This is a genomic window from Aeromonas sp. R9-2 (assembly GCF_040908025.1).
Classification (GTDB): Bacteria; Pseudomonadota; Gammaproteobacteria; order Enterobacterales; family Aeromonadaceae; genus Aeromonas; species Aeromonas veronii.
Genome location: NZ_JBFOCX010000025.1, coordinates 329,501 through 345,064, shown reverse-complemented (window position 1 = coordinate 345,064; position 15,564 = coordinate 329,501). Strand labels below are relative to the sequence as shown.

Sequence of the window (15,564 nt, the reverse complement as noted above, 5' to 3'; positions counted from 1 at the left end):
CTGTCGGTTGCTGCCCGGCGCCTATTGTCCGGCAGCAACCCTTGCAAGAAGGTCCCATTGTGAAGCTGCAAGAGTTGAGTCCGAGCGATTTTGAGATCCTCAAGTCGATGGAGAACATAGTGGATGGCATCGCCGCCATGTATGGTCAGCACACCGAAGTGCTGCTCCACAGTCTGGATGCGCGCAATCCCTCGATCGTCAAGATTGCCAACGGCCATATCACCGGCCGCAGTGTCGGCGCCCCCATCACCAACCTGGCGATGATGAAGCTCAAGAGCGGGCAGGATATCTCCAGCCCCTACATGACCAAGTGTGCCACCGGCAAGACGCTGCGCTCCATCACGACCGTGATCCGCAACGGGGAGCACAGGGCCATCGGGTTGCTCTGCATTAACAGCGACATGGATGCCCCGCTGCAATCCGTGCTACGGACCATGATGCCGGAGTGCATGCATCCCCACGAGAGCCATGCCACCCCGGAGGTGTTCGCCCGCAACATCGACGAAGCGCTCAACAGCACCATCGACACCGTCAGTGCCGAGGTGCGCGGCAACGAGGCTGTGCCCCCGTCCCAGAAGACACGGGTCATCGTCAACCAGCTGCACGATATGGGGATCTTCGAGTTAAAAGACAGTGCCCAGATTGCGGCGCGCCAGCTCGGCATCTCGGTCCACTCCATCTACCGTTATCTGCGGGAGATCAAGAAGGGCTGAGCCGATACACTCTGGCCAAATTGGCAGCAAACGGGTCAGCCTTGACCCGTTTTTTACGCCCGCTTTAGCCTCTCTGTTTGGGCCATCCTTCGGGCTCATCTGCTATCATCTTCCCCCTCTATTTTTCTATCTCTCTGAACGTACTGGAGAAATCATGTCTCGACTCATCTATCTGCTGCGCCATGGCCAGACCCGCTTCAATGCCGAGCAGCGTCTGCAGGGGCGTTGCAACTCCGATCTGACCGACAAGGGTGAGGCGCAAGCCATCGCCATGGGGCGGCGCCTTGCCGGATCCCGCCCGCTGGACCGTCTATGCTAGCCCGCTCGGTCGCGCCCGTCAGACTGCACTGCTGGTGTGCGAGCAGTTGGGGCTGTCAGCTGATCGCATCATCTGGGACGACCGGTTAATGGAGCTCGGCATGGGGGAGTGGGAGAGTTGCCAGATACCGGTGCTGCTGCTCGCTCATCCCGAGCTCGATACCGGCAAGGGGGACTGGTATCTGCAGGCACCGGGGGCCGAGAGCTTCGAGAGCATTCAGCGCCGGGCACACCAGTGGTTGCAGGATCCCGCCATCGCCGAGCGGGCCATCGTCATCTCCCACGGTCTGCTCGGCGCCATGCTGCGTGGCGTCTATGCCGATCTCGACTATAAGGCGACCTGGTCACAGGAGTTGCCGCAAGATGCCTTCTATAAGCTGCAGGATGGCCACATCACTCGCATTGCTTGCTAGTTTCGTGGACGTTGCCGCCATCAGTGCATGGACGATGCAGGCTGCAACACGCTACGGATTTTGCTTTGCGAAGATTAGACATCAACGAAATGATGAATAGACTCAAAAAGCGCATTATCAATAAGGGCATTAGCCCTTCTTCTGCGGTGATGTGTTTAAGGTCTGGTTTTGCGAACAGGTTGCAACTTGCATTGCACTATGGTGCACAGACCGCGCTTTTTAATGAGGTAAGCGGGAGATTGTATTGAAATGAGTGGTCGCGTGATGCTTGGTGTATCAATTGCATATTAAACGACCAGTGGCCTGAGTATGAGGACGACACCATGAAAGGGATCTCGGTTCGTAGCAAATTATTGATGCTGGTTGTGGTACCGCTGTTTTGTATGATTTTGCTGTGCACTCTCTCCCTTTGGGGGATGCGCCTGATGAATCAGGCTGCCCATCAGGTGAATGAAGAGGAGGTGCAGCAGTTATCCGAACTGAAGCTGATTTCAGACTTGTATGCGGTCAGTGTCGTTGATGCGATCAATAAAGCGCATGTTGGATTAATCACTCGTGAAGAGGCAAAACGTTCCGTTACTGAAGCGCAGTTAAAAGCAGCAACGGAATGGAAGCGTTACATGGCCCAGAAGATGTCTGCGGAAGAGCGGGCGATTGCGGAGTCTGCCCAAGTATTGATGAACAAAGCCGACATTACACTGGATGGTATTAAGAGTGACCTTTCATCAAAAGCTCCTCTTGATAAGGCAATTCATCAGTTATACAGCACGGTTGATCCTTTTAATGAGGAGCTGGGCAAGCTGGTTGAACTCCAGCTGAGATTTGCAGATGAGCATGTTGGTACCCTGGAAAGTCTGGCCGTTGATTTTTCATTTGCCTTCCTCTCCATTACCGGGATTGCCCTGTTCGCTTTATCCGTGCTGGGGATCTGGATTTTTCGCGGGATCAGTCAACCGCTCACCGCTTTGCGCAGAGCACTTTACAAATTGCAGCATGAGCAGGATTTGACCGTCACCGTCCCCGTCATTCGGGAAGATGAATTGGGGCAAGTCGCACGGGCGCTGAATGATATGGTTAGCCATTTCCGCAGATTGATTGGCGAAATGGATGACGTGGCCGAACAGTTATCGACAGGCGCCGATGCACTGAACGAGCTGGGGCTAACCAGTGCAGAGCAAATGGCCCAGCAGCGTCTGGAGACAGATCAGAGCGCTGCGGCAATGAATGAGATGAGCGCAACGGTTAACGAAATCGCCCAGAATACAAATAGTGCTGCAATTGCCGCCCGTCAGGCTGAAAACAAGGCCGAAGAGGGGCAAGCGGTTGTCAAGGAGACCATTGGGAATATGGCTCTGCTCTCTGGTCAATTGCAAAATACATCCACTGTGCTGCAAAACCTGGCTATCGAAAGCAATAACATTACCCAGGTGATGGGGGTTATTCGCTCGATTGCCGAACAAACCAATTTACTGGCACTGAATGCGGCAATTGAAGCCGCCAGAGCTGGTGAGCAGGGGCGCGGTTTCGCGGTGGTGGCTGATGAAGTCCGGGTACTTGCTCAGCGCACCCAAAATTCTACCGGAGAAATCCAGAATACCGTCAATCGCCTGCAACAGAATGCAACTATGGCTGTTGATAGTATGAATATCGGATTATCTGAAGTGGAGAAGACGAATACCCTGATGCTGACCTGCGGCATCTCTTTGGAAGAAATTGTGAGTGCGGTGGATGATCTGAATAATCTCAATGTGCAGGTCGCCGCTGCAGCCGAAGAGCAAAGCAAAGTCACCGAAGAGATGACGCGCAGCATGGTCAATATTGCCGATATCGCAGTACATACCTCGGACTCGGCAGCCCATGTATCGGCCAAGTGTCAGCGTCTTGATGAGATGGCCAAGTCAATGAGAACACAGATTAATCATTTTAAATGGCGCTCACATGCCGCTTGATATAGTTCGATGACGTTACCCCCAGGCCCCGAGAGTTCGGGGCCTTTTTGTATCATGTTGGTCGTACTGCACCTGTGTTGAAACATGTCATCGGTTTCCATGGATATGGGGAGATTCAGTACCGGACTGATTAAGTGACGCTTTCCGAAAAATTGTGCATTTTTGACGGCAGCCGTCACCCTGAATGGCCATTTTTGCCGCAGTTCAACACATCAGAGCACCTTATCGCGGCAAGATGAGGTATCTTATGCCCCGATTTCATCCATTAAACGGATCCGAGACCCCATATGATCATCAAACCCAAGGTTCGCGGCTTTATCTGCACCACCACTCATCCGGTCGGTTGTGAAGCCAATGTTCGTCGCCAGATTGCTTATACCAAAGCCAAGGGCACCATCGAGAATGGTCCCAAGAAGGTGCTGGTGATCGGCGCTTCCACCGGTTATGGCCTGGCCTCCCGGATTGCGGCTGCCTTCGGTAGCGGCGCCGCCACCCTCGGCGTCTTCTTTGAAAAAGCGGGCACCGAGTCCAAGACCGGTACCGCTGGCTGGTACAACTCCGCCGCCTTCGACAAGGCCGCCAAAGAGGCAGGCCTGTATGCGAAAAGCGTCAACGGCGATGCCTTCTCCAACGAATGCCGCGCCAAGGTGATCGAGCTCATCAAGCAGGATCTGGGTCAGATTGATCTGGTGGTCTACTCCCTGGCCTCGCCGGTGCGCAAGATGCCGGAAATCGGTGAAGTGGTACGCTCCGCCCTCAAACCCATCGGCGAGGTCTACACCACCACCGCCATCGACACCAACAAGGATCAGATCATCACCGCCACCGTCGAGCCGGCGAACGAGGAAGAGATCCAGAACACCATCACCGTCATGGGCGGTCAGGACTGGGAGCTGTGGATGGCCGCCCTGCGCGATGCTGGCGTGCTGGCCGACGGCGCCAAGTCCGTGGCCTACTCCTACATCGGTACCGATCTGACCTGGCCCATCTACTGGCATGGCACCCTGGGCCGCGCCAAGGAAGATCTGGACCGCGCCGCTGCAGCCATCCGTGGCGATCTGGCTGCCAAGGGCGGCACCGCTCACGTGGCTGTGCTGAAATCCGTGGTGACTCAAGCCTCCTCTGCCATTCCGGTGATGCCGCTCTATATCTCCATGGCCTTCAAGATCATGAAGGAGAAGGGCATTCACGAGGGCTGCATGGAGCAGGTGGACCGCATGATGCGCACCCGTCTCTACGCGTCCGACATGGCGCTGGACGAGCAGGCTCGCATCCGCATGGATGACTGGGAACTGCGCGAAGATGTGCAGCAGACCTGCCGTGATCTGTGGCCATCCATCACCAGCGAAAACCTCTCCGAATTGACTGATTACACCGGCTACAAGCAGGAGTTCCTGCGCCTGTTCGGTTTCGGTCTGGACGAGGTCGATTACGATGCGGATGTAAATCCGGACGTGAAATTCGACGTGGTCGAGCTCTGAGTCTGACTCAAGTGAAAACAGGGCCCCGCGGGGCCCTGTTTTTTTGGCAAACATTCCGCTAATTTGCGGAATTTTATTATCAGCGATCACCTTTTTCCCATATCAAACCCGCTAGTCTTGCGCTGATCGGATCACAGACGGCATTGCCGAGGTACGGAAGCTATGACCACTCCAAACGAGGCGCCCAAGAAGCGCCAACTCCCTACTGTCTATACCCTGCTTTTTATCATCATCGCCCTGATGGCCGCCCTCACTTGGGTGCTGCCAGCGGGCAAATATGACTATGTCACCGCCAAGACCCAGCAGCCGGTGGCGGCAGCGGCCGTGGCCGATTACAGCGGCGACGAGCGGCTGTTGCCAGTGCCTGGCAGCTACACCGAGTTACCCGCCCACCCGCAAGGAGTGTTCGAGGTGCTCAAGGCCCCCATTCAGGGCTTTCACAAGGCGGCCGACGTGGCGCTGTTTGTGCTCATCATCGGTGGTTTTCTTGCGGTGACCATGCAGAGCGGGGCGCTGGATGCCGGGGTGGGGGCCATTGTGCGCGGCTTTGCCGGGCGTGAGCGACTGCTGATCCCGGTGCTGATCGCCCTGTTTGCCCTCGGCGGCTCCACCTTTGGCATGGCGGAGGAGACGGTGGCCTTCTGGGCACTCATTGTGCCGGTGATGATGGCGGCGGGCTTTGATCGCATGGTGGCGGCGGGGATTATCCTGCTTGGCTCCGGGGTCGGGGTACTCGCCTCCACCGTCAACCCGTTTGCCACCGGTATTGCCTCCGGTTTTGCCGGTATCCCCATCGGTGAGGGGATCGGTTTGCGGGTCATCCAGTGGCTGCTGCTGGTGATCTTCGCCTCCTGGTTCGTGATGCGTTATGCCAAGCAGGTGCAGCAGGACAAGTCCCGCTCCGTGCTGGCCGATATCGTCTATGACGACGAGTTCTCCCAGATGAAGAGCGGCAACCTCGCCTTCACCGGCAAGCAGAAGCTCACCATGCTGGTCTTCTTCGGCACCTTCCTGCTGATGATCTATGCGGTGGTGCCCTGGTCGGATTTGGGGATCGACGTGCTGCCCACCTTTGGCTGGTGGTTTGACGAGCTCTCCACCCTGTTCTTCAGCGCCTCCATTCTGATCGCGCTGATCAACCGGATGCCGGAGTCCAACTATGTGGCGACCTTCCTGAGCGGCGCTCGGGATCTGATCGGGGTAGCGCTGGTGGTGGCGGTGGCGCGCGGCATCTATGTGGTGATGGAGCAGGGCGTCATCATCGACACCATTTTGCATTGGGCTGAAGGGCTGGTGACTGGACTCTCCTCATCGGTCTTCATCCTGATGGCCTATCTGGTACACATTATCCTGAGTTTCTTCATCCCCTCCACCTCGGGACTGGCGACCGTCTCCATGCCGCTGATGGGGCCGCTGGCGGACTTCTCCGGCATCTCCCGGGATCTGGTGATCACTGCCTATCAGTCCGCCTCCGGTTGGATCAACCTGTTTGCCCCCACCGCCGCCCATCTGGTGGCTGGTCTGGCGCTGGCCAAGATCCCCTACGACCGCTTCGTGCGCTGGGTGCTGCCCTTCATCATCGGGGTGGCTCTCATCACCATGGCGGTGCTGGTGGCCGGTGCCCTGCTGCACGGCTGATGGCACGGATAAAACCACAGATAACAAAAAGGCTCCCGCGGGAGCCTTTTTCATGAGCCTTGCTTACTGCTTGTAGCCCTTGAGGAAGCGGGCGAGGCGGCCGATGGCATCCTCCAGCTCCTCTTCGCGGGGCAGGAACACCAGCCGGAAGTGATCCGGCGCCGGCCAGTTGAAGCCTGTGCCCTGCACCAGCAGCAGCTTCTCCTGCTGCAGCAGGTCGAACACCATCTTCTGGTCATCGCGGATGTCATACACCTTGGGGTCGAGGCGCGGGAACATGTAGAGCGCTCCCTTGGGTTTGACGCAGGAAACCCCGGGGATCTCGTTCAAGAGCTCCCACGCCTTGTCCCGCTGCTTGCGCAGGCGGCCGCCCGGCAGGATCAGCTCGTTGATGCTCTGGTAGCCGCCAAGCGCAGTCTGGATGGCGTGCTGCATCGGCACGTTGGCGCACAGTCGCATGGAGGCCAGCATCTCCAGCCCTTCAATGTAACCGCGGGCACGGCCTTTTGGACCGGTGATGACCATCCAGCCCTGACGGAAGCCGCAGGCACGGTAGGCCTTGGAGAGGCCGTTGAAGGTCACCACCATCACATCGTCACACAGGGTGCAGACGCTGGTGTGGGAGATATCGTCGTAGAGGATCTTGTCGTAGATCTCGTCGGCGAAGATGATGAGGTTGTGCTGGCGGGCAATCTCGATCACTTCCAGCAGGAACTCGCTGCCGTAGACGGCGCCGGTCGGGTTGTTGGGGTTGATCAGCACCAGGCCGCGGGTGCGCGGGGTAATGCGGGCGCGGATATCGTCGAGATCCGGATACCAGTCAGCCCCTTCGTCGCAGCGGTAGTGCACCGCATGGCCACCGGAGAGAGTGACGGCCGCGGTCCAGAGCGGATAGTCAGGGGAGGGCACCAGCATCTCGTCGCCATTGTTGAGCAGCGCCTGCATCGCCATCACGATCAGCTCGCTGGCGCCATTGCCGATGTAGATGTCGTCGATATCGACCTTGCGCATCCCTTTTTGCTGGTAGTACTGCATCACCGCTTTACGGGCAGAGAAGAGCCCCTTAGAGTCGCAGTAGCCCTGGCTCAGCGGCATGTTGAGGATCACATCCTTGATGATCTCTTCCGGCGCATCAAAGCCGAACGGGGCCGGGTTGCCGATGTTGAGCTTGAGAATGCGGTGGCCTTCGTCTTCGAGACGGCGAGCCTCTTTATGCACCGGGCCGCGGATGTCATAGCAGACATCGTCGAGCTTGTGCGACTTGTCGATTGTGAACATGGTGAGTGTGATTCCTTCCCCACAGGGACGCGTTGGCGAAAAAGGCGATTTTTAGTATCAAATTTCTTTTCCCCTATTCTTCACAGAATTGAATGCTAGAACAATCCTCTTTTTAGAAGAATTCCCTGATTTTTAGCCCTAAAACAGGGTTGCTAGAACGTTAAATTCAGCACGATCTTTGGTGCTAACCAAGGTTAACTAGTGAAACATGGGGAACGAATTAACAAAGCTGCCTGACTGTGTTGCAATATCCGGATCCTGTGGCACGATTGGCTTGTGTAAAAAATCGTCTTCGTCACCCTTTTCGATGAGTTGACTGGCACTCATGGTGTCATCTTTATGTGGTTCGCTCATCGGTGTTCACTTCTGCGAGGTTTTCCCATGCAAGCACCCGTTCCAGGCCGCTATCGCCACTTCAAGGGGGGTTACTATCAAGTGCTTGCCCTGGCTTTGCATACCGAAACCCAGGAGCAGCTGGTCATTTATCAATCCGAGCAGGATGGTCAGGTCTATGCCCGTCCCGTCGCCATGTTTATGGAGTGGATTGAGCATCAGGGGCAGGTTGTCAGCCGTTTTGCCCCTGCAGGAGACTGACCACGCCTCCGTTTTTATCGTTCAAGGGATGAGCACTCGAGCTAAACGGTGTCACAAGTTGTCGCATGACGCCCTTGGGTATGAGATGTGCAGCCGGCTGTCTTAATGATAAATCCCTTATCTAATCAACTAATTGTGACGAACATCACATTCAATGAGCTCTGCCTGCCGGGTTCGCAATCTGGACTCACACTCCCATAATGCTGCGCTTGTTCAAGCATGGGCCCTTCTCGGGTCTTGTTCGGTGTTATCTCAAATGGGAGAAATAATGTGAAACCTGTTGCTGCTGAGTTTATGGGCACTTTCTGGCTGGTATTGGGCGGTTGCGGCAGTGCCGTGCTGGCTGCTGCCTTCCCTCACGTCGGGATTGGTCTGCTGGGGGTCTCGCTGGCTTTCGGTCTGACCGTGCTGACCATGGCGTTTGCCATCGGCCATATCTCCGGTTGCCACCTCAATCCGGCCGTGACCGTTGGTCTGTGGGCGGGTGGTCGTTTTCCGGCATCCGGTGTACTGCCTTATATCGTGGCGCAAGTGTTGGGTGGCATTGCCGCCGCTGCCGTGCTTTACGTGATTGCCAGCGGTCAGGCCGGGTTTGATCTCTCTGCCGGTTTTGCTTCCAACGGCTACGGTGAGCACTCTCCGGGTGGTTACAGTCTGACTGCCGCACTGGTGTGTGAAGTGGTGATGACCGGTTTCTTCCTGTTCGTCATCATGGGGGCTACCGATAGCCGTGCGCCTGCCGGTTTCGCGCCGATCGCTATCGGTCTGTGCCTGACCCTGATCCACCTCGTCAGCATTCCGGTGACCAATACCTCGGTCAACCCGGCCCGCAGTACCGGTGTTGCGCTGTTTGTCGGTGACTGGGCTATCAGCCAGCTGTGGCTGTTCTGGGTTGCCCCGATTGTCGGTGCCATTCTGGGTGCGCTGGCTTATCGCCTGGTGGCGACTGAGCAGAAGTAATCATTTGCGAAACAAAGTGTGGTATCGACACGCCTGCGGGCGTGTTTTTTGTTTCTGGAGGGGCGAGAAAAGAGCATTAACCGAGGCTAACCTCAGAGCCCTTTGGCCTGCAGCATCTCTTTGTAGCGCAGGTGGAGGAGCTGGACACGCTCCACATAGGCACGGGTTTCCGCATAGGGCGGGATACCGCCATGTTTTTGTACGGCGCCCGCGCCTGCGTTGTAGGCCGCGGTCGCCAGCGCCACGTTGCCGTCATACTGCTTGAGCAGTCCCGCCAGGTATTTCACCCCGCCGAAGATATTCTGCTCCGCCAGCAAGGCATTGCCGACCCCCAACTCCCGCGCCGTGGCGGGCATCAGCTGGGTCAGCCCCATCGCCCCCTTGCGGGAGACCGCCAGCGGATTGAAAGCGGATTCCGCATGGATCAGCGCCCGGATCAGCGCCGGCTCAACCTGATAGGTTTTGGCGGCCGCCTTGATGGTGCTGGCATAGTCATAGAGAAACAGCCCTGTGGTCTGCCAGTTGACACTGGATTTGGGATCGCAGGCGAAGCAGTCGTTGAACAGCAGCAGCTCGTAATGGCCCTGTTCGGGCGCCATGTCGGAGTAGCGAACCACCCCATTCTGTTGCACCGATTTATAGACCTGGATCTGCTTCTTGCCGTTGGTGGCGACTGCCGCTGTTTGAGCGGTGTCGGGTTGTGAGGCGGGAGTGGCATCTTTGCTCGGACGCAAGGGGGAGGGAGCTGCGGTCAGGAAGATCACCTCCGCGGGGGGGGGAGTCTGGCTCCATCCGCTCAGGGGGATCAACAACATATGGCCTGCCAGCATCCATGCTTTCAACCCTGATACTCCTTCTTGTGATGACCATGTTGAGTAAAGCATCATGACGAGGGCAGAACAAGCGGCCAACAGGGGGCAAATGATCCGATTCGGTGACCGGGATCAAAGTATCCGCCGCAATAAAGGATTGTCATCATAAAGCACGGTTTTGGCCATCAGGCGGTGGGTAATGGCCTCTTCCACCGGGTAAGCAAGCAGCCTACGACGTCCGCTTTTTTGTTGACGAAAGGCATGCTATCGTGCTGGCGTCATGTGGTCGGATTAGCGCACCGTATCTGGCACTAATAACTGATTATCAAAGGATTTGTCTGTGACAAGCAAGCTGGCGATGGAACTCACTTTCGAAGAGTACTGCGACGCCGACCTCTCCCTTATCAGGGACTATTACGAGACGACGTTTTCCCACTATGTGCCGGATCTGGCCGAGCGGATCTTTGTCGTGCGTGATGCTCACTGGCTGGTGGGGGCGGTACGGCTGCGGGACGAGGAGGAGTTTTACCATCTGTGCGGCTTTCGCCTGTTGCCCCATTACCAGTCGCTGGGATTGGGGTCTCGGCTGTTGCAGCACGCCTGCCACGGTCTGTTGGACAAACCTGTGGTCTGTCAGGCGCTGCCCTTCGAGAAGCCTTTCTATCTCAAGGCCGGGTTTGCCGATATGCCCCTCAATCAATTGAGCGGGTCGCTTTTCTCCCTCTACGAGCGGCAGCAGCAGCAGGGTTATCAGGTGGAGCTGCTGGTACGGGATACCACCCAGCCCCTCCTGAATTGAGCGGTTTAGCGGGGTTTGGTCAGCAGGTGGATCTTGCCCGGTGACAGCTCCAGCCCCAGCAGATTCTCCTTCAGCCACGCCTGATCCGGATCCTTGTCATTGAGTTTGTAGACCGGTTTGGTCTCGAGCCGCTTCTCCATGCTCTGCAGCAGCATGTTGAGCATCAGCCCGAACTTCTTCTCGGCCGCCTCCGGCTCCAGCTTGTACTCCACCAGCTTCATGTTATCGAGAAACAGGGCGCTCTGGCTCTTGTCATAGCGAGGCCTCGCTTCATAGGCCATCTGCAGGCGGGCGTCATATTCGGTATTGTCTGGCAGGGCGATTTTGAGCTTGCCCTTGCCATAGACCCGGGCGGTATCGGGGCGTTGGCGACCGATCTGGACGTCGCTCTGCTCAAGCGTCACATGGGCCTTGATGATGCCCGGCAGCTCCAGCTGTTTGTCGACTTGCACCTGAGATTGCAGGTACTGGTTTATCTGTTGCTCATTGATGTCATATGAGCCTTGGCCTAGCATGGCCAGGCTGAGCAGCATAGATTGCAGGATCATGCGTGCGACCTGATAGAATGGATTTGCCTTACAGCATACCATCCCGGCCGGTTGGGGTCTGCCCACCGCGCTGTTTGTCGATTAGAAGGAGTCCCCGTTGTTTAACGGTCTGGAACACGATCTTCAACTGCTGTTTTCCCGTTTTCTGGGTTGGCTGCTACTGCTTTTTCATACCGTGATTGTCACCGGTGTGTCGTTTCGGGTGGTGATGAAACGCCGTCCCATCGGGGTGTCGCTGGCCTGGCTGGCGCTGATCTATGCCATTCCGTTTGCCGGGGTGGGCTTCTATGTGCTGTTTGGTGAAATAAAGCTGGGGCGCCGCCGTGCCGAGCGCGCCCAGGCCATGTATCGCCCTTATGCCATCTGGATCCGCCAACTGGCCCGTCTGTTCCCGCAGCACTGCTGCGAAGTGGGCGCAAAGGCACAGCCGCTGCACGATCTCATCCAGGGACGGCTCGCCATGCCGATGCTCTCCGGCAACCGCATGACCTTGCTCAACAAGCCGGACTGGATCTTGCGCGAGATTGCCCAGGATATCCGTCGCTCGACGCTCTCCTGTTATCTGGAGTTCTATATCTGGCATCCGGGCGGCGATGCCGACGAGGTGTGCGATGCGCTGATTGAAGTGGCGCAACGCGGCGTGGATTGTCGCTTGCTGCTCGATTCGGTGGGCAGCAAGCAGTTCTTCCGCTCCCACTGGCCCAAAAAGCTGCGCAAGGCGGGGGTCAAGCTGGTGGAGGTGCTGCCGGTCGGCGCCTGGCGCATTCTGTTCCAGCGTCAGGATCTGCGGATGCACCGCAAGCTGGTGGTGATCGATGACAGGGTGGGTTACACCGGCTCCATGAACATGGTGGATCCCCGTTTCTTCAAGCAGGATGCAGGGGTCGGCCAGTGGGTCGACATCATGATCCGGGTGCAGGGGCCCATGGTGCCGCTGATGTGGTCGATCTTCGTCTGGGATTGGGAGATGGAGACCGGCGAGCGGCTGCTCGACAGTCTGCAGCATGAGCCGGAGGCCTGGCCCCAGACCAACTACCGCGCCCAGCTGATCCCGTCCGGCCCCTTCGTCGGCGGTGACTGCATCCAGCAGAGCCTGCTGCTGGCCATCTATCAGGCGCGCAGCCATCTGGTGCTGACGACCCCTTACTTTGTACCCGACGATCCGCTGGCAGCCGCACTCAGTTCGGCAGCGGCGCGCGGAGTGCAGGTGCAGCTGGTGTTACCGGCACGCAACGACTCCATCATGGCCAATTACGCCTGCAACGCCTTTATGGAGGAGCTGCTGGCGGCCGGGGTGGAGATCTACCGCTACGATGCCGGTCTGCTCCATACCAAGAGCGTGCTGGTGGATGATGACTTCGCTCTGGTGGGGACGGTCAATCTGGATCGGCGCAGCCTCTGGCTCAACTTCGAGGTGACCCTGTTGGTGGACAACCCCTCGTTCGTGGCCCAGATGACCCGGCTGGTACAGGGCTATATGGCGGAAGCCACCCCGATGACCCTGGCCCAATGGCAGGCCCGCCCCTGGTACAAGAAGGCGATGGAGAACATCTTCTATCTCTTCAGCCCCTTGCTGTGATGTTGTGGCGAGCCGCAAGAAAGTGGACTCGCCATCTGATTGGACTTGCCTAGCCCCGAGTCCGCCCCGTAGAGTGCAGTGACAACTCCCTGGAGACACATGGATATATGAAAAAGATAGTGGCCCTCGCCGTGGGTGCGGCACTGGTAGGTGGTGGTCTGGCTGCGTGCTGGTACACGGGCAACAGCTTCGACAACATCATGGCGGAACAGATCGCCAAGGTGGAGAAAGAGAGCGGGCTCGACATGCAGTGGCTGCCGGGCAGCAGCAACCTCCTCACCCGTGACGGGATCCTGAAGGTCGTGGTGACGCCTGAGGAGCTGGCTGCCATCGACAGCGAGCTAGAGGGCAGTCAGCCCATCGAGCTGCAACTGGTGGTCAAGAGCCAGATCCTGCCGCTCTACATCAAGAGCCACTTCCTGCTCGATACCCATAATGGCACTCTGGCGCCGGTTTTCACCGCACTGGGCATGGAGCAGTGGGAACTCGGTCTGGAGTCGGTCACCAGTCTCTGGACCCAGGGTAACAGCAGCCGTTTCTGGGCCAATGAATTCAAGATCAAACAGGGGCTGGACGAGTTCAGCTTCCTGCCCCTGAGCGGCGAGTTCCACGGCAATCTGGAGGGGAATGGTCACCTCACCATGACCTGGCAGGGGATGACGGTCCATGAAGAGCAGAGCAAGATGGACTTGGTGCTGGCCGATCTGAAAGGGAGTGCCGACATTGCCGAGATCAGCGGTGTGCTCCTCTCGCCCCAGAGCGAGATGACCCTCTCGGCCCTCACGGTACAACTGCCTGACAGCGTCAAGGTTGCCCTGCAGGGGATGACTACCGAGACTCAGCTGACCGGTGATGATGCCCAGACCCTCTCCAGCAGCTATCAGATGAAAATTGCCAAGCTGGATCTGGAGAACGAGACCGACACCCTGGCGGTGACCGACAGCAAGTTGGCGCTCAACCTCAACGGTCTGGATCTGGAAGGGTATCAGGGGCTGCAGGCCGCCGGTGGCAAGGGAGTTGAAGATGCCGCTATCCAGCAGGCGCTGGACAAGATGCTCAAACGTGGCGCGACCCTTGAACTGGCCGATCTCAGCGCCAAGCTCAACGGTGAGGCGGTGACCATGAAGGGGGACGTGAAGCTGGGCTCCACCTCGCTGGAGCAGCTGTTCAACAGCGACGCGGGAATGCAGGCCCTCTCCGGCGTGCTGAATGCCAGCCTCAGCGACAAGCTGGGCAAGGCGGTGCCGCAACTGGCCCCCATGCTCGATCAGCTGACCCTGATGGGTTATCTGAAGGCCGACAAGCAAGCGCTGACCTCCGAGCTGAAGCTGGAGAAGGGCGCGGTGACGGTAAACGATCTGCCGCTCTGACACTCGGCGCAGAAACAACAACGGCTCCCGCGGGAGCCGTTGTTGTTTCTGGCGTTTGCATACGGGCCGTGTGGGCGAATTACTTGAAGACCACCGTCTTGTTGCCGTAGACGAACACCCGCTCGTTCAGTACCAGCTCCAGCGCGCGGCTCAGCACCGATTTCTCCACATCCCGACCCGCCTTGGCCATGTCCTCCGCACTGAAGGCGTGACCGACGTGGATCACGTCCTGTTCGACGATGGGGCCTTCATCCAGATCGTCGGTCACGAAGTGGGCGGTGGCGCCGATCAGCTTGACGCCGCGATCAAACGCCTGCCGGTAGGGGCGGGCACCGATGAAGGCGGGCAGGAAGGAGTGGTGGATGTTGAGGATCTTGCGCGGGTAGGCCTCGACGAAGCTCGGGGTCAGCACCCGCATGTACTTGGCCAGGATCACATAGTCAGGCTCATAGCTGTCGATGATGGCGCGAACCTGCTCCTCATGCTCTGTCCGGCTCAGACCCTCGTGACTGACGGTGTGGAACGGGATATCGAACTTGCCGGTGAGCTCGGCCAGGGTGTCGTAGTTGCCGATCACCGCGACGATATCCATATCCAGCGCGCCCGCGTAGTTCTTCATCAGAATATCGCCGAGGCAGTGGGTCTCCTTGGTGACCAGAATGACGATGCGCTTCTTGCCCGCCTTGACCAGACGGCGCTGGGCCCCGGTGGGCACGGCATCATCGAGGTCGGCCAGCAGGGTCTCGTCGTTGAAGCGCCCCTCCAGCTCGGTACGCATGAAGAAGCGGCCATTCTCGTGATCCACAAACTCATCGTTCTTGATGATGTTGAGCTGGTGCTTGTAGCAGATGTTGGTGATCTTGGCGATGAGCCCTTTGGCATCCGGGCAATCCGTGAGCAGTATTTTCTTTTCCATCTCTGTCATTTTCCGTTTGTGGTGTTGGCGCTGCTGTCTGCGCCGGCTGCGTTGTTCAGGCTCTCTTTTCGGGCCCTGTTTTTTTGTTTCGGGAACTATGCCATAAACCGATCCGCGCCATAAAGAAATTCGCCAGTCATAGCCTCGCACGCTGGCGAGCAGGCCGCAGAGCGGGATCCCGTGCGCAATGTTGAAA

13 protein-coding genes and 1 pseudogene are annotated in these 15,564 nt (G+C 57.8%); 10 read left to right on the top strand and 4 right to left on the bottom strand.

Features of this window, described 5'->3' with window-relative positions:
• Positions 1 to 59: 59 nt before the first annotated feature.
• The 5 genes and pseudogenes from AB5Y71_RS13890 (at position 60) to AB5Y71_RS13870 (ending at position 6,512) form a co-directional block, all read left to right on the top strand.
• A complete protein-coding gene (locus AB5Y71_RS13890) occupies positions 60 to 713 on the top strand; it encodes a transcriptional regulator (RefSeq protein ID WP_005334376.1) in 654 nt (217 codons plus the stop codon).
• Positions 714 to 867: 154 nt separating this feature from the next.
• A pseudogene (locus AB5Y71_RS13885) lies at positions 868 to 1,444 on the top strand (histidine phosphatase family protein).
• 323 nt (positions 1,445 to 1,767) lie between these two features.
• A complete protein-coding gene (locus AB5Y71_RS13880) occupies positions 1,768 to 3,393 on the top strand; it encodes a methyl-accepting chemotaxis protein (protein WP_368171820.1) in 1,626 nt (541 codons plus the stop codon).
• Between the two features lie 287 nt (positions 3,394 to 3,680).
• The gene (gene fabV, locus AB5Y71_RS13875; protein ID WP_368171819.1) at positions 3,681 to 4,874 is read left to right on the top strand and encodes an enoyl-ACP reductase FabV; all 1,194 of its coding nucleotides are present in this window, start codon (positions 3,681 to 3,683) and stop codon (positions 4,872 to 4,874) included.
• Positions 4,875 to 5,036: 162 nt separating this feature from the next.
• A complete protein-coding gene (locus tag AB5Y71_RS13870; protein ID WP_005334369.1) occupies positions 5,037 to 6,512 on the top strand; it encodes a YfcC family protein in 1,476 nt (491 codons plus the stop codon).
• A gap of 63 nt (positions 6,513 to 6,575) precedes the next feature.
• Here AB5Y71_RS13870 and AB5Y71_RS13865 read toward each other — a convergent pair whose 3' ends face one another.
• Positions 6,576 to 7,790 carry a pyridoxal phosphate-dependent aminotransferase gene (locus AB5Y71_RS13865; RefSeq protein ID WP_005334367.1) on the bottom strand — a complete coding sequence of 405 codons (1,215 nt, stop codon included), beginning with the start codon at positions 7,788 to 7,790 and terminating at the stop codon, positions 6,576 to 6,578.
• Positions 7,791 to 8,171: 381 nt separating this feature from the next.
• Here AB5Y71_RS13865 and AB5Y71_RS13860 point away from each other — a divergent pair, with 381 nt between their 5' ends.
• Positions 8,172 to 8,384: a DUF1653 domain-containing protein gene (locus tag AB5Y71_RS13860; RefSeq protein WP_005334366.1), complete on the top strand. Its 213-nt coding sequence runs from the start codon at positions 8,172 to 8,174 to the stop codon at positions 8,382 to 8,384.
• A 270-nt stretch (positions 8,385 to 8,654) separates the two neighbouring features.
• A complete protein-coding gene (gene aqpZ / locus AB5Y71_RS13855; RefSeq protein ID WP_005361747.1) occupies positions 8,655 to 9,344 on the top strand; it encodes an aquaporin Z in 690 nt (229 codons plus the stop codon).
• Positions 9,345 to 9,436: 92 nt separating this feature from the next.
• Here aqpZ and AB5Y71_RS13850 read toward each other — a convergent pair whose 3' ends face one another.
• Positions 9,437 to 10,174, bottom strand: coding sequence for a lytic transglycosylase domain-containing protein (locus tag AB5Y71_RS13850; protein WP_058055841.1), 738 nt, complete (start codon positions 10,172 to 10,174; stop codon positions 9,437 to 9,439).
• 340 nt (positions 10,175 to 10,514) lie between these two features.
• Between AB5Y71_RS13850 and AB5Y71_RS13845 the strand changes: the two genes are divergently transcribed.
• Positions 10,515 to 10,955 (top strand): GNAT family N-acetyltransferase, encoded by a 441-nt coding sequence (locus AB5Y71_RS13845; protein ID WP_041980377.1) that lies wholly within the window; start codon positions 10,515 to 10,517, stop codon positions 10,953 to 10,955.
• 5 nt (positions 10,956 to 10,960) lie between these two features.
• Here AB5Y71_RS13845 and AB5Y71_RS13840 read toward each other — a convergent pair whose 3' ends face one another.
• Positions 10,961 to 11,503 (bottom strand): DUF1439 domain-containing protein, encoded by a 543-nt coding sequence (locus AB5Y71_RS13840; RefSeq protein ID WP_181363571.1) that lies wholly within the window; start codon positions 11,501 to 11,503, stop codon positions 10,961 to 10,963.
• A gap of 97 nt (positions 11,504 to 11,600) precedes the next feature.
• Here AB5Y71_RS13840 and cls point away from each other — a divergent pair, with 97 nt between their 5' ends.
• Together cls and AB5Y71_RS13830 are read left to right on the top strand one after the other, a co-directional pair.
• Complete coding sequence (gene cls, locus AB5Y71_RS13835) at positions 11,601 to 13,082, top strand: cardiolipin synthase (RefSeq protein WP_236316189.1); 1,482 nt, start codon at positions 11,601 to 11,603, stop codon at positions 13,080 to 13,082.
• 107 nt (positions 13,083 to 13,189) lie between these two features.
• A complete protein-coding gene (locus AB5Y71_RS13830; RefSeq protein WP_368171818.1) occupies positions 13,190 to 14,452 on the top strand; it encodes a DUF945 family protein in 1,263 nt (420 codons plus the stop codon).
• A gap of 79 nt (positions 14,453 to 14,531) precedes the next feature.
• Here the strand turns inward: AB5Y71_RS13830 and purU are convergent, their stop codons facing one another.
• Complete coding sequence (purU, locus tag AB5Y71_RS13825; protein WP_368171817.1) at positions 14,532 to 15,368, bottom strand: formyltetrahydrofolate deformylase; 837 nt, start codon at positions 15,366 to 15,368, stop codon at positions 14,532 to 14,534.
• Positions 15,369 to 15,564: the final 196 nt, after the last annotated feature.